Origin of the sequence: Actinoplanes sichuanensis (assembly GCF_033097365.1) — a bacterium.
Lineage (GTDB): Bacteria > Actinomycetota > Actinomycetes > Mycobacteriales > Micromonosporaceae > Actinoplanes > Actinoplanes sichuanensis.
This window is the reverse complement of the sequence record NZ_AP028461.1, coordinates 9,643,443-9,657,541: the sequence shown is the minus strand read 5'-3', so window position 1 is coordinate 9,657,541 and position 14,099 is coordinate 9,643,443. Positions and strand designations below refer to the sequence as shown.

Annotated in this window: 11 protein-coding genes, 2 tRNA genes and 1 pseudogene; 7 read left to right on the top strand and 7 right to left on the bottom strand. The window is 64.2% G+C overall.

The features are described from left to right. The first annotated feature begins 24 nt into the window (after positions 1 to 24). The 4 genes and pseudogenes from Q0Z83_RS44450 to Q0Z83_RS44435 all read left to right on the top strand — a co-directional run bounded on the left by Q0Z83_RS44450 (position 25) and on the right by Q0Z83_RS44435 (position 4,049). Positions 25 to 840, top strand: a complete 816-nt coding sequence (locus Q0Z83_RS44450; RefSeq protein WP_317789525.1) for a thiopeptide-type bacteriocin biosynthesis protein — start codon at positions 25 to 27, stop codon at positions 838 to 840. Next, positions 840 to 1,898 (top strand): hypothetical protein, encoded by a 1,059-nt coding sequence (locus Q0Z83_RS44445; protein ID WP_317789523.1) that lies wholly within the window; start codon positions 840 to 842, stop codon positions 1,896 to 1,898. The genes Q0Z83_RS44450 and Q0Z83_RS44445 overlap by 1 nt, the downstream gene beginning before the upstream one ends. 95 nt (positions 1,899 to 1,993) lie before the next feature. Next, complete coding sequence (locus Q0Z83_RS44440) at positions 1,994 to 2,803, top strand: phosphotransferase (RefSeq protein ID WP_317789522.1); 810 nt, start codon at positions 1,994 to 1,996, stop codon at positions 2,801 to 2,803. Positions 2,804 to 2,861: 58 nt separating this feature from the next. Further along, positions 2,862 to 4,049 (top strand): annotated as a pseudogene (locus Q0Z83_RS44435) (tyrosine-type recombinase/integrase). Positions 4,050 to 4,181: 132 nt separating this feature from the next. Here the strand turns inward: Q0Z83_RS44435 and Q0Z83_RS44430 are convergent. The 4 genes from Q0Z83_RS44430 to Q0Z83_RS44415 form a co-directional block, all read right to left on the bottom strand. Beyond that, positions 4,182 to 4,448: a hypothetical protein gene (locus Q0Z83_RS44430; protein ID WP_317789521.1), complete on the bottom strand. Its 267-nt coding sequence runs from the start codon at positions 4,446 to 4,448 to the stop codon at positions 4,182 to 4,184. A gap of 612 nt (positions 4,449 to 5,060) precedes the next feature. After that, a complete protein-coding gene (locus tag Q0Z83_RS44425; protein WP_317789520.1) occupies positions 5,061 to 6,206 on the bottom strand; it encodes a hypothetical protein in 1,146 nt (381 codons plus the stop codon). Positions 6,207 to 6,478: 272 nt separating this feature from the next. After that, positions 6,479 to 6,940 (bottom strand): hypothetical protein, encoded by a 462-nt coding sequence (locus Q0Z83_RS44420; RefSeq protein ID WP_317789519.1) that lies wholly within the window; start codon positions 6,938 to 6,940, stop codon positions 6,479 to 6,481. Between the two features lie 242 nt (positions 6,941 to 7,182). Continuing rightward, positions 7,183 to 7,779 carry an SMI1/KNR4 family protein gene (locus Q0Z83_RS44415; RefSeq protein WP_317789518.1) on the bottom strand — a complete coding sequence of 199 codons (597 nt, stop codon included), beginning with the start codon at positions 7,777 to 7,779 and terminating at the stop codon, positions 7,183 to 7,185. A gap of 1,012 nt (positions 7,780 to 8,791) precedes the next feature. Between Q0Z83_RS44415 and Q0Z83_RS44410 the strand changes: the two genes are divergently transcribed. Together Q0Z83_RS44410 and Q0Z83_RS44405 are read left to right on the top strand one after the other, a co-directional pair. Beyond that, complete coding sequence (locus Q0Z83_RS44410) at positions 8,792 to 10,003, top strand: ISAs1 family transposase (protein ID WP_317789516.1); 1,212 nt, start codon at positions 8,792 to 8,794, stop codon at positions 10,001 to 10,003. A 1,316-nt stretch (positions 10,004 to 11,319) separates the two neighbouring features. Next, positions 11,320 to 11,508 carry a hypothetical protein gene (locus tag Q0Z83_RS44405; protein ID WP_317789514.1) on the top strand — a complete coding sequence of 63 codons (189 nt, stop codon included), beginning with the start codon at positions 11,320 to 11,322 and terminating at the stop codon, positions 11,506 to 11,508. A 43-nt stretch (positions 11,509 to 11,551) separates the two neighbouring features. On the opposite strand, the gene Q0Z83_RS44400 is transcribed toward Q0Z83_RS44405, so the two are convergent. Continuing rightward, the gene (locus Q0Z83_RS44400; RefSeq protein ID WP_317789513.1) at positions 11,552 to 11,734 is read right to left on the bottom strand and encodes a hypothetical protein; all 183 of its coding nucleotides are present in this window, start codon (positions 11,732 to 11,734) and stop codon (positions 11,552 to 11,554) included. 1,137 nt (positions 11,735 to 12,871) lie between these two features. Here Q0Z83_RS44400 and Q0Z83_RS44395 point away from each other — a divergent pair. Continuing rightward, positions 12,872 to 13,603, top strand: a complete 732-nt coding sequence (locus Q0Z83_RS44395) for a hypothetical protein (RefSeq protein WP_317789511.1) — start codon at positions 12,872 to 12,874, stop codon at positions 13,601 to 13,603. Positions 13,604 to 13,833: 230 nt separating this feature from the next. Here Q0Z83_RS44395 and Q0Z83_RS44390 read toward each other — a convergent pair. Both Q0Z83_RS44390 and Q0Z83_RS44385 read right to left on the bottom strand, forming a co-directional pair. Next, positions 13,834 to 13,906 (bottom strand) — tRNA-Arg (locus Q0Z83_RS44390). Between the two features lie 41 nt (positions 13,907 to 13,947). Further along, positions 13,948 to 14,038: transfer RNA gene (locus Q0Z83_RS44385), tRNA-Ser, on the bottom strand. Between the last annotated feature and the right edge of the window lie 61 nt (positions 14,039 to 14,099).

Genomic DNA, 14,099 nt, shown 5'->3' with positions numbered 1-14,099 from the left:
CCACTCCCATGCCGGAGGTCACCCGTGCACACTTCCCCGTGGCAGCAAGCCAACCTGCAATTCAGCGACCCGGCCCTCGCCGAGCGGATCGCAGTCACCCACCTGTGCCCCATCCTCACCACCGCGGAAGCCGACCAGCTGATCAGCGCTTGGTTCATCATCCGCAAAGGCCATCAATGGCGGCTGCGTTACCTGCCCACCCGGCCCCGAGACATCCACACCAACCGGGTCCGCGACCTCCTCGACGACCTGTGCCTTCAGGGTCATCTCAGCAACGTGACCGCGGTGATCTATGAACCGGAGACCACCGCCTTCGGCGGGCAACGCGCCATGCGCCTGGCGCACCGGCTCTGGCACCTTGACAGCCGCCATCTACTGACTCGAACGGCCACTCATCCGCGATGCATCCGCGAGCTGTCGATCCTGCTCTGCACCGCGATAATGCGTGCCGCCAGCCTCGACTGGTACGAACAAGGCGACGTCTGGGCCCGCGTCGCCGACCATCGGAACCTCGCCAACCCCTCCCACATCGACGCCCTCCGCGACGCCGTCCAACAGTTGCTCACCGTCGATCCGGCCAGCCTCACCCACACTGACGAAGCCCCGCTCGCCGAGCAAAGAACCTGGCTCGACGCCTTCACCACCACCGGCGCCGCGCTGCGGCGCATCCACGACAGCGGACAGCTGCGCCGCGGGCTCCGAGAAGTCCTCAGCCACCACGTGATCTTCATGTGGAACCGGCGCGGCATACCCGAACACGAACAAGCCGCCCTCGCCGCCACCGCCCGCGACATCACTTTCGGCTCCCACACCGCGCTCACCGCAACGGCGGCCGGCTGATGGACGCCACCACCGCGCAGCGGTTCCCTCTGATCGCGCGCCCCCGACCTGCCTGCATCCCGCTAGCCGACCGTATGACCAGCTTGCACGCCCTTGCTGCGTCCTCCATCGCCACGGGCAACCTCGCCGACGCCACCTACGTCTTCAACCAGGCCGCCCTACTCGCCTCAGACTGCGGTGACCACGACCTCGCCCGACGCTGGTGCCATCGACTCGCCCGACTCGCCCTGACCGGCCGCCACCCCGGCCGCTTCGCCCTCGAACCGGTAGTGAACCTGGCACGCCTGCGCATCCGCGTCGGCGACGGAACCACCGCATGGGAGATGCTGGAAGCCCTCTACCAAGCGATCACAAACCGCGCGACCATCACGATCGACGGCCTCATCATCGCCACCGCCGACCTCACCCACACCGGGGAAAGCCACCGCGAGCTCCGGCAATGGGCCTGGAAAGTCCTGCTCGGCACCGGCGCCCACGCCCTCGCCTCCGCCCACCGATGGGACGAGGCCGGCGAACGCCTGACTCACCACCGCGGCATCGGTCAACGGATGCTCGACGGCCGGCAGATCGCCGTCATCGCCCACACCCTCGCCGGCCGTACCACCGAAGCCACGACCCTGCTGCACGACACCACTCCCGGCCAGCCGTGGGAGAACGCCGTCACCGACTGCCTATACCTGCTCTGCACCGCCATCGACCACAATGCGGCCTACACCACCTACTACCAACAGCCACCAGGAGAAGGTCTCGCCGTCTTCTGGACCCGGCTGGGACTCAGCCTGATCGACGCGCTCGGCCACCACGAACCCCAAGCAAAAGCTCTCGTCACCCGTGTACTGCACCACGCCACCGACGACGGGTATGCAGCACGCGATGCCCTGGCCCACCAGGCATGCCGAGAAGCCGCGACCGACAACCAGGTTCACCAGCTCCGCCGAGTCGTTCGCGCGTGCGGCCTAGATCAAGGCTTCCTCAATCCCGACTACACGGATCAACTGACAACCCTCTTCAGCCAGGTGGAACCCCTGATCCGCTGGAGTACACCCGCCGCACGCTGAAAGCGACCAGTTACTACATCGACCCCGAGTTCGGGGACGGCGAGGCGAACTCCTGCTGCCCGCCCAACCCGGGAATCTGAAGGACCATCTGACCGATGCGCAGTGACTGGACCGCGTTACCCGAAGCCGTCACCGACGAGATAGCCGGCCGCGTCGGCGAATCTGATGTCATCCCCGCTGCGACCGGCGACCATGCGGAGATAGCCGCAACCGTCGCCGGGGCACGGGGGACGGTATTCGTCAAGGCGGCCCACAGTGATTTCGGGGTTCGGTCTCTGCGCTACGAGCTGCGGGTGAGTGAGGCCGTCAGCAGGTCTCTCTCACCCGCAGTCGAATGGCACTTCGAAGCAGCCGGCTGGCTGGTGGTTGGCTTCGAACACTGCGCAGGCCCACATGCCGACCTATCACCCGGCAGCCCGGACCTGGATCTCCTCGAGGAAACACTGACGACGCTCAGCCGAACGCCGGTACCCGACATGCCGTTGTTCAGCCCGAAAGCGAGACTGGGGTTCGAGCAACAGGCGATGGCCGGCGACACACTCGTACACACCGACCTCGGCCCGGCCAACCTCATCGTTACCTCACACGGCCTGCGGATCGTCGACTGGGCGATGGCGACCAAGGCCGCATCATGGGTCGAGCTGGCCATGCTCATGCAGTGGCTGATCAGTGCCGGGCACACCGCGGAACAGGCCGAACGGTGGCTGACCCGGTTTCCCGCATGGCGGCTGACCAACCCCAAGATCCTGAACCAATTCGCGACAAGCAACGCGGAGAAGTGGGCCGCCAAGTCGACCGGAGCAACCGCGGACTGGATCCACAACCTCGCGGCGTGGACGTCTCAGTGGTCGACGTACCGACGACAGAACCACGAGCTACGTGATGCCCGACCAGGTGACACCTGAACGACGGTCATACCTTCAGGCGGCTGTTGCTCTACTCACGGGCGGCTAGCTTGCCCCAGTGACACTCGTGAATCTTACTCCCGCTCACCTGCACCTGATCAAAGTCAGCATCACCCTCGCCAGGCGTGCCCACGGTTTCACGGACGAGCAACGACGCCACCTCCGAGGCGCCCACAAAGTGTTATGCAACGCGCTGCGAGGCGAACATGAACACTTCGAGCACTTACGAGCCGCACCCCGTGACGTCAGCAGCGATGTCACTCCGAACTCGACCGTCGAGCAACTCGCCGACGCCTGGATCGACGAGATCCTCATCGAGAACCGGATCAAACGACAGACCGTCAACCACTACGCCGACAACCTGCACTACTCGATCCTGCCCGCCATCGGAGACATGCCCATCCGCGAAGCCACCGTCGGCGCGATCGACCGCTACCTCAAAACCCTTGCCAGAACCCAACCCTCTGCGGCCCAGCGCTGCAAGGGCACCCTATTGCAGATGTTCAGCATGGCCGTCCGCCACGGCGCACTCCCCGCCAACCCGGTCCGCGACGTCGGCCGCCTGCCGAAACCACACAAGATCGTCCAGGCCATGACCTTCGACGAGATCGAACGGGTACGCCATGCCCTGCACCTATGGCGCACCACCAAGGCCGTCGGGCCCAAGAAGAGCCGCGCCTGCACCGACCTGTTCGACCTGCTCCTGGCCACCGGCTGCCGAATCGGCGAAGCATGCGCCCTACGCTGGCGCGACATCGACCTACATGCCGGCACCCTCACCGTCGCTGGCACCATGGTCTTCCTCAGAGGCACCGGCTGGGAACGCTAGGAATTCGCCAAGACCCTCGCCGGGCAACGCACCATCCACCTGCCCCCGTTCGCCCGGGCCATGCTCAGTCGCCGAAAGACCGAAGAACCCCACGGCCGCGACGACCCCCTCTTCGCCAGCCGCAAAGGCACGTTCGTGCAGCCCGACAACATGCGCCGGTCGCTGCGCAGCGCCCTGCAACGGCAGGCCGACCTGAAATGGGTTAGCCCCCACGTCTTCCGCAAGACCGTCGCCACCGTACTCAGCGGACAGGGCCTGGTCACCGAAGCCGCCGCCCAGCTCGGACATGCCGACGAGAGCATCACCAAGAAGTTCTACATCCAGAAACCCTCGACCGCCCCCGACGTCAGCCACGCCTTGGAACTCCTGGTCGGCGGAAGCGAGCGTCAACGAGACGGCCACCGGGCGGACAGCTAACCACGAACCAGGCGAGAGCCAGCGGCACTGGCCTGCGCGGCGAGCGCAAATTCCGCCGGTAAGACCAGCCACAGGACGCTGCGACGCGCGTTATCTGCGGCATGAGAGCATGTACGTCCGGTAAGCGCCTGTCTACGAGACCACGGTCAGGTCAGCCGACCACCAATGAGGCTGGTTCTGTTTCCACGCGGCGACGTATCGCTGCTCGGTGATCTCCTCAACATTGGCCAGCAGCCATGCCTGAGCCTCATCTGGAGGGATTTTCGCTGAGGCGTCAGGGATCCCGCCGTCGATGATCCCCGCGTCGTTGTAAATGGCGAAGCGCCACTGCCCCTCTGGGTTGTAGAGCACCAGCGTGCGAGCGGTTGCCTTCCAGGCAGGCTTTTTAGGCTTCGGCACGTGTTCATGATGTCAGAGGTATCCGTACGGCCCGTCTATGTCGTGAGGGTGCGGTCGGCTACGAGCACGACGCGCCGAGCGTTCCGACTGTCCTGCGAGCTGCGCTCGATCGGCGGCGTGACAGTGTGTCGCCGGCAAGGCTGAATTGGGCGACGGAAGGACGTTGTAGTGATCGACATGCAGGTGCGTAGTGAGAGCGGTGAGGTAGTCACTCATGGCTCCCATGGCATCCGATGGTCCGACGCACTAGCGCGGCTGGATCCGGAGATCTTCCCGTGCCTCAGTAGCCTGCTGCCATATGCGGACGCCATCTTCAACTCACGGCAGACTGAGAGGCTGCGGCGGGAACTCTCCGATCAAAATGTTCGAACCGTCATCGGAGAAGACGCCGCGGTAGAAGCCGAAAGGCTGAGTAGGGAAGTCGAGAGCGGCTCCCATCTTTACCTGTGGTTCGTGGGGGACTGACCCGAGAGACGCACGCCTCTGGTCACCGCAAGCCGCCCGCCAGTAACGGCCGACCACCGGTCGTGATGGCGGCGGCCAACGTGAGCGCGGACAGCGGTTAGAAGAGTATGTCCTCCTGATGATTGGCAGAGCCGTTGATCAGCGTCATCACGGCGTGCTGGGCTGGGGCAGTGCAAACCTGGCGCGAAATGCGGCGATCACCGCAGCCTTCTCCTCCGGGATGACCTCTGCTGCTGTCTTTACCGTGTCGACAGCTGCTTCCAGGGGATTGTCCTCCCTCGCGAAGACGACAGCGTGCATCGCCGACACCTCGGGCGCAATCCTCGGCCGTTCACTGCGGGCACCTACGCTCACAGTGGCGTGGTGGGTGATCTCCTCCGGCGAGACCCCGTGCCACCGGGCGAACGCGTCGTCGAAAGTGGCGAACGATGCCGGTGGAGGCTCGCCGCGGTCCAGCGCGTCGAGTGCCTCAGAAACCCAGGCCAGTTCGGCCATGCCGGCTCGGCGGCAGGTTTCCCGGGCCGCCCAGGCCGCCATGGCGCGCTGCGAGACGGGGCCGGCCGCGGCGATCTCGTCGACCAGATCCCGGTCGATGCGGGCCAGTCCCACGGCGCGGGGCGCAATGTCTCGCAAGCTGTCACTGTCGGGAGCCCGGCCGCCCCAATAACGCGCCTCGTCCGCACGGCGGAACCGCTCATGTTCCTCGCGACGCTGACGTTCCTGCTCGGCGCGTTTCTGTTGCCGGGCAGCAGCTCGTTCCTCGGCGGATGGCGGTGCCGGCGTCTGCTGCGCAACCCGATGCCAGTACGCGGCCACACTACTGGTCTGCCGCACAATCACGTCGGGCGCCGGGAGCGCCGGCCAGAACTGGAGCAGATAGCGCTCCGGAGGATCGGTGATCCCGTCGTCGTCGTTATCGAAGCCGACTCCGCAGAAACGCGTCCGGTAGTCGCGAACCTCCAGGTCCGGCAGCGGTATCGGCGCGTCCGCCCAGATGCCGATGCACACGCCGGGAACCCGTGGCCTGAACGAGACCTCGACAACCTCCTGCCAGACCGGATCGGCCTCCGGTTCGCTGTCGTGCACCTCGATTCGCACCGGTACATCGCCGGTGTGCAGACCAGTGGTGAATTCGAGAACACCGGGGATCGCCGCACCGCAGATCCCGTTCACCTGACCCCCGCGGCTGTCCAGCTCCTCACGTTCGCCGTCATCGTCATCGCCGGCATCACTCTCGAACGAGAAGGAGCGAAACGCCACGGCAACCTCGTCATCGAACAGGACCCGCACCACGTCATCCTCCTCCCTAGGAACGGGTATGCCATGGTGAACCCACTTTTCCCGCGCTGGGCACGCGAAGTGCGAGCCCTCCGCAAGGCCGAGTACCCGACTCCCTCGCACGACCGGGCGTCATCCCACTTGTCCTGAGCCCCGGACCGAGTCGAAGGACTGTCGGCGGCAGAAGAGGGCGATTCGTAGCCTGATCCAAGAAGCTCAACCGGAAGATCCTCACCCTCGCGCGACTGGAGAGGCGGCTGACCGATTGTTACGAGGTCAACCGATACCTACAGGCAACTCCAGCAATAGAGGGACTCGCCGTGCTCACGTGCATGCACGGCCAAGGTCGTGAAATCAGCCATCAACTCTCGCAACAACACGACATCACCCCGCCCGCTGAACTCCTCGATGGCGGCCCATCGCTCGGCCAGCGCTGACACGCGATCGGCCGGGATGTCAGCAAGGACGTCTCGGACCCGATCATTGAGAACACTCGCCCATGGCCCGCCGTACTCCGTGTCTTGATCGCGACCTTCCGGCCAAATCACACGCTCGTTAACCAGGCCCACGCTCCACTCCTGGTCCGCCGAGAATGCGATCAGCATGCCTAATGTCACCGACGGATCGATGCCCTTAAGTTCGAATCCATCGAAGACTTCTGGTACGGGCGAGGATGCATCTCTCTCACTCATGTGCCGACACACGTCGGCCACACTGGGAGCCCTGAAGTAGTCGTACAGCACGCCCATGGTGTTCCCTCGGAAATCGATTTCGCCAACATTCGCCAACATTCGCCAACATTCGCCAACGGCAGCCTAGTTAAAACCGCAGAGATGTGGAACGACCTAGTCGGGTCCGCCGGGCGCGGTCTACTGGATATCCTCGAGGCTTCGAGTTCGTTCTTCGCCGCAGATGAGTGCGCCGACGTCGCGAGCTCGTTAGGAGCGCCAGAGCGGTCGTCGAGGTAAGCGGCCGGCACTGGACCAAGTCGCTAATCCATCAGCCAAACTAGGCGATCATCGTCTACGCCAGCATGCCACCAGTCGATTTCGGTGTTCTCGGTGAGAGCATCGGCGACGTCCGCCAGCATCTCCGCGACGCTGGACCAAACTGGCTCCTCATATCGCCACTCGTCCTTCCGGTGCCGGCCGACGCACCCGAAGAGCGGGCCTCGGCGCAGGTCAAGGAATAGGAAGCCACCCCCGATATCGCGGGCGATAGGCAGCCATTGCGGTAGCCACACTCCTTCGCTGGGTGATCCGGCTGGTGCCGCTGCATGCAGGGACGATTCCGGCTCCTCTGGCGCGAAGCTGACCATGCTCCGATGGAACAGCACGGCGTCCCGCGCGGACAGCGGTCGATACGCCAGTGGAATCAGACGGACGAACCGGGCCTCGTCGGTTCCGTCCGTCAGCTGCCACCACTCCACCTGATCGGCCGGCAAGGGCATGCCCATGGTCTCCTCAACAGCACGAAGGTCTTGCTGAGCAGACGGGGAACGAAAACCAGTGAGCTCGTTCGGCGCGTGCTGCGTGAACCACGCCAGTATCATCGCCCAGGAGGCGCCGACGCTCCGCAAACGCTTCACGTAGCCAGCATCCGGCATCCACTCGGCGACTGGCGCAAGAACTCTCGATCAGATGTTGATCAGCACGCAACGGCCGGGTAGCGACGGCGCATTGCTGCGCCGCCGCCCCCTCAGAACCGGACGTGCACGATTTCCATGCATCCGGCTCAAGCAAGCCCGCGAAGATCGATTGAGCCGACGCCATACGGTGCCAGCTCGGTGAGCGGCATCGTCCTCAGGTCCGTTCACCGTCCCGAGGGACGGTGTCTAACTTGTCCATCGGTACTGGCTTCATCGTCAACGTTTCCGCGCAGGCTCACCTGACCCGCGTCAGCCCGCTTTCGCGGCCGGGCACCCAGGCCCGGTATCCGGCCAGTTATCCGAGAACCCCTGATAGAAGGGACCAGCGATGCGGCTCTCGGTTTCCTGTCGCCTTTCGGCCACCGGCGTTCGCTTCTCGGGTCATCCTGTTCCCGCCGAGGAGTTGGGCCTTCCTCACGGTCGGCTTACCACCCACCAACAGGCGGGTGGACCCCGTCGGGGTTTCCACGTTCCACACTCACGAGTTACGACCGGGGTGGGTGCCCTCTCTACTCCGGGGACCAGCGGTGCTCTCCTGACCGAATGCCGTGCCCGGCCAGCGCCTGCCACCACGAGGGCGGCCTGTCCCAACACCCCGCCTCAACATCCCATCGCGCGGAGCCACTATTCACGGAGCATCAACGAAGGTTCACGCAATTCACCCGTCCGGTCTGCCCCTCACCCGTGACCTCCACGATGGGACAGAGATCCTTCGGCTTTCCCCCGGGCTTCGCACCCCGCCGTTACCAGCGACGCACGCCAGGGAAGGGGCCAGGCAACGAGCACGCGCCCGGGACTACACCCAGGGCGATTGCGTAGTCTGATGGTAAGGCATTGAGCTGCGGATTCGCGGTGTGAGTGGCCTCTGTAGAGGCATAAGAAGCGGGTGAGGCCGCATCGGTGATCATGGAGTTGCGACGCTTCACGACTCCGAGGAAGACCCCACCCGCCGATGGCATCATCTCTCATCACGGCACTGACCGTCACGACACCCCACACCACCGCCGCACCGGTCCCGGTCACCGCCGGTGAACGCAACGGCCTGCTGGAAGCGTTGGCGAAGATTCCGGACCCGCGTGACCCGCGCGGAATCCGTTACCCGCTGTCCGCAGTCCTGGCTGTCGCGGTCTGCGCGGTCATGGCCGGTGCGTCCTCGTTCGCGGCGATCACCGACTGGCTCCATGACCTCGAAGGACATGCCCGGACCAGTCTCGGTTTCGGTGACGCCGTGCCGGTCGGCACGACGATGTGGCGATTGTTGATCCGTCTCGATCCGACCCTGCTGGCCACCGTTCTCGCCGGCTGGCTGCATACCCGCGCCCAGCGGCCGGGATCGCCGTCGCGCAGGTATCGCCGGGTGATCGCCCTGGACGGCAAGACGCTGCGCGGCGCCCGTCTGGGCGACGGCCGCCAGGTGCATCTGTTATCTGCTCTGGATACCTCCACCGGGCTGGTGATTGCCCAGGTCACGGTGGACACGAAGTCGAACGAGATCACGTCTTTCGTGCCGCTGCTCGACGCCGTCGAGACCGTGCTCGGCACCCTGGCCGGGGTGCTGTTCATCGCCGATGCCCTGCACACCCAGACCGGACACGCTGACGAGGTCACCGCCCGCAACGCACACCTGCTCGTCCAGGTGAAGGGCAACCAGCCGACCCTGTTCAAACAGCTCAAACGGCTTCCCTGGGCGCAGATACCGGTCGGTGACCGAACCCGCGACCGTGGTCACGGCCGCCGTGAGACCCGCACCGTCAAAGCCGTCACCGTCGCCACACCCGGCGGCATCGCCTTTCCACACGCGCAGCAGGCCGTCCGGATCACCCGAACCCGCATCATCGCAGGCCGGACCAGCCGCGAGACCGCCTACCTGACGGTATCGCTGCCCGCCGGCCACGCCACGGCCCGCGATCTGCAGACCTGGATCCGCCGGCACTGGCACATCGAAAACAAGATCCATCATGTCCGCGACGTCACGTTCCGTGAAGATCTGCACCAGGCCCGGACCGGCACCGGACCGGCTGTCATCGCGACCCTGCGTAACACCGCGATCGGCTGGCACCGGATCACCGGCGCCACCAACATCGCCCGCGCCACCCGCCAAGCAAACCGCCGATCACACGACCTAATTATCGCTGTGACCAGCAGCTACCCGAGAACGCAATGACCCTGGGACTACACCACCGACATCACGCCGGTCCTCCTAACTGCGAGTCCACTCGCAAAAGTGCGACCTCGTGTCGCAACGGCATGTGAGTAATCCCGGGCCGTATCGCCATTCGGCTGCCACCTTCAGCTGGCACGCACTATGCAAGGCCTATGGACGGTAAGCGAGTCGATCAGGCAGTCCGGGAGCACATCCGGCCGCTGCTTCGCGTTGCGGGCTTTCACAGCTTTACTGGGCGTCGGGCGTGGCGAATTCACGACGACACGATTGATCATCTTGTGGTGGGATCGTTCAGCAGATACATCGCGGATGGCGTCGGCTGTACGACGTTCTCCTTTGGTGTCGAAGCCGCCGTCTTCTACGCCTGCGCGGAGGAGATCGTAACCACGAGACCGAAGGAGTACCACTGCACCTTCCGCTTCATCCTGGGTAAGTCTGTGCGGCAGACTTTCTTCCATCCCTACGGCAAAGCCGGCCCGACCGCCCGGATGTGTGGTACGTGCTACCGGACGGATCGAACTTGGACGACTGCATAGCCGATGCTGCCAAAGCAGTCCAAAACCAAGGGCTCCTGCTCATGGCCAGATTCACGGAGCCGCACCAGGCATACCGTGCCCTACTTACGCAGCGATCGTCGGCGGCGACTTACGACAGCCCGGGAGTCTGGATGCCCGGAAATCCCGGGTCGCCACACTGGCGCAAGACGACTGAAGCGATCGGCACCCTAATTGGTGCCGACGTTGAGAACGACCTGATAAATGCACCCGTGCTGTCCTCGAGTTGATGCCTCCCCAGCACCAAATTGCCCACGCGGAAACGCGCTCTCATCGGCATGAGTGTTCGTCTTCCAGTCGTCAGCTAAGGGGAGCGCTAACGGCTTGTTTCGCGGCCCTGCTCTATCTCGTGGCCAATCCACATGTTGATTCCCATGAAGCTGCATCCGCAGATCACTATAATCGCTGCGATGATTCCGGCGAGCCAAGCAAGGATTTTGCGGTTGCTGACGTCCGAGGGCTCCCAGGGTGGCACAAGTGGATCGTCTTCGGGCAAAGGCATACTTCAACAGTATCGGCACCGAGGTGGGTCGTACGCTCTTTACGAACGCACTCAATTCGGCATGAGTGTTCGTCTTCCAGTCGTCAGCTAAGGGGAGCGCTAACGGCTTGTTTCGCGGCCCTGCTCTATCTCGTGGCCAATCCACATGTTGATTCCCATGAAGCTGCATCCGCAGATCACTATAATCGCTGCGATGATTCCGGCGAGCCAAGCAAGGATTTTGCGGTTGCTGACGTCCGAGGGCTCCCAGGGTGGCACAAGTGGATCGTCTTCGGGCAAAGGCATACTTCAACAGTATCGGCACCGAGGTGGGTCGTACGCTCTTTACGAACGCACTCAATTCGGCAGATGATCGAGTCGGGACGCGATTGCTTCCAGTGGTGCTCTTTCAGCCCCTGTCCGATCACCGTTTTGATGTCGCCGCCCATGTGATGGCCAGCGGCGCCTGACAGCAAGCGCATAGATTGCACAGCCACAGGGCAAGCCGTCTGGTCATGGCCGCCGCCAGCGGAACAACTCGGCCACCGCTTTGAGGATTGCGGCCCTCTCCTTCGGGTCCGCATCTTTCGTTATCCAGATTGCTAGAACAGTCTTCGCCACCACCGGGATGCCTACGACCACCGCAGCGGTCGCGGTTCCCTGCGTAACAATCGGCTCAAGGTAGGCGGTCAGCACGGCATACTTCTCCTCACTGTGGGTCGAGTGAGGTGCGTATGCACGGCTCAGCTCGACCAGTCCGATTACTGACTGGTGTTCGCTGAGTCCGCGCCACCGGCAAGCGGGAGAACTCATCGTCGGCGACTGCCTCTGATCGAGGCTGGTCCCGGTCTTCTCAGTACTCTTAGTTGCTGTAATCAATCCGTGCCGGCTAGAACCTTGGCCTCGCTTGGCCTACGTGGTTCATAGTTCGCGCTGCAATGAATGCAGCGTACCGGACGGATACAGCGGTGCGTCTCCCTCGTTGGAGGGACCTCGGCCGACCACAGCCGTCGCGGCAAGGTACACGAGCTCCGTGGCTTGGACGCTTGGGCACCTACCAGCTGGTCGAATGCACTCTGTTCGGCAGAACAGTGCGCTCTCGGATAGCTGATGCCAGGCGTGCTCTCAGATTCGAGTACCGTGTGGCGACCGGACGGCAGGGGCGGTACCGCTGATGTCCACCAGTCCGATGTCTGCTGGTATTGCCACCTGTGTGCGTCCTCGCCATCGCACCCACAGGGCGACTGCCCCGGCATCAACCTCGGCGAGGAGTTTGCGGAGCGACCACACCTTCCCCGACCGGTCAATCTCGATGACGACAGGCGGGAGAGGACCGAGCCGCTGACACACCACATCCAGGCGCCCTTGCCGCACCCCACTGCGGTTATGTCTCGAGAGTCGTCCTCGCACCTCTCGTTCTGGCTGCCAGCCGAGCTCGCTGGCCCAGTCGACGACGTGCTGGGTGAGCAGCGCGGTGATCTCCGGGACCACGAGACCAGCCCGAGGAACCGCAGTAAGGCGAGCAAACAACGCCGCCGCCAGCTCCTCGGATTCGGTGTCCTGTCCCATACCTGCATTCAGCCCGGACGCCGGCCGATGTGACAAGAGCAGCAGGAGGTCTCAATCGGCACATGGAGCCTGACCACTCGGTCATCCGACCACATCGGATCCTTGGCGGGACTTCCTTGTCATCGCCAGCCCCACGACCGGCCACTTTGTCCCTCCAAACGACTACGCAGGGCTAGGCATAGCGCTTGTCAGTGCAGCACGTGGCTCCGGTTTGGTCGACGCCGTCCTGTGGGCCAGAGCGTCGACGAGCTGTAGGTTCGGCGGGTGACCACGCCTGTCTTCTACGCGCCGGTGCAGGCGGCGGGTGAGAGGCTCGGCGTCGAGCCGGCACTCGCCAGCTGGGACAAGGCCGGCTCACCCGGCCAGGTTCGTTCAGCCGATTTCATCACCGGGGTACACACCATCATCAGCGAGCAGGTGAGCACGACGCCCGATCCGCTAGCGCTGCGACTCGACGTCGGCCTGCCAGACGGTCTGTCCCTGCTCACCTACCACGACCTGGACAACTACCTGTTCCCGCTGGTCCCGAAGCTCACCGTGAGCACCGGGCGGCAGTTCGCGTCGGTATGGGCGACGAAGCGGCACGCATCCACATCCTCGGTCTCCGTATGCCAGGCCCAAGTGACCACCGACCCGGGCGGAACGTACTCGTTCGAGGTGACCACGACAGCCGCGGCTGACAGCACCACCTTCAAGGAACAGATCCGCGACCAGATCACCGCCGCCCACCCACTGCCGGACGGCGGGATCGCCCTCCAGCTCGCCTTCGTCGTCGGACCCCGCCGCACGTGGCCGAACCTCTGGAAGGCCACGATCGACTCCCTCGGCTCCCTCCTCGGCCGCGACGCTGGAGCCGGACAGTGGAATGCCCGCGACGGTCGGATCACCACCCTCGGGCTGCATCGCACCGTCGACCCGAATGCCGGCCACCGCGTCGTCGTCGCCATCCGCGCCGACACGGCCAGCACGCCGACCCTGCCAGAGGCAACGGCATAGGCCACGACTTGCGGCCGCGAATGGCTCGACGCTAACGAGTGCGATCACCCGCAGGATCAGCAGCCGCGGACGGAACAGCACTGGTCAGCACGGGTAGAGACGAGCCATTCCGAAACAACCGATCACCACCGGATCACCACGTCCCACATGCCGGGAAGATCGGGCCCAAAGGTGGGAAACAAAAATGGCCGCGACCCACGTTTTCGCAGGTCACGGCCATTTCCAAGAAGTGCGCCCGAAGGGACTCGAACCCCTAACCTTCTGATCCGTAGTCAGATGCTCTATCCATTGAGCTACGGGCGCTTGCCTTGTTGCTCAGTCAGCCTACAACACCGACTTTCGCGCGGAGACTCCGGGATTCGAACCCGGGAGGGGCTTTAAAACCCCAACCGCATTAGCAGTGCGGCGCCATAGACCAGACTAGGCGAAGTCTCCCTGGTAGCCCGAGGGCCACCGAGGCTTGACAATACCGGACCCGGTGACGGCCGCACAAAGA

Bases quoted from the DNA above. Each gene is read 5' to 3' on its own strand.
- Q0Z83_RS44445 (WP_317789523.1), top strand. From the start codon at position 840: ATGGACGCCACCACCGCGCAGCGGTTCCCTCTGATCGCGCGCCCCCGA.
- Q0Z83_RS44440 (WP_317789522.1), top strand. From the start codon at position 1,994: ATGCGCAGTGACTGGACCGCGTTACCCGAAGCCGTCACCGACGAGATA.
- Q0Z83_RS44420 (WP_317789519.1), bottom strand. From the start codon at position 6,940: ATGGGCGTGCTGTACGACTACTTCAGGGCTCCCAGTGTGGCCGACGTG.
- Q0Z83_RS44410 (WP_317789516.1), top strand. From the start codon at position 8,792: ATGGCATCATCTCTCATCACGGCACTGACCGTCACGACACCCCACACC.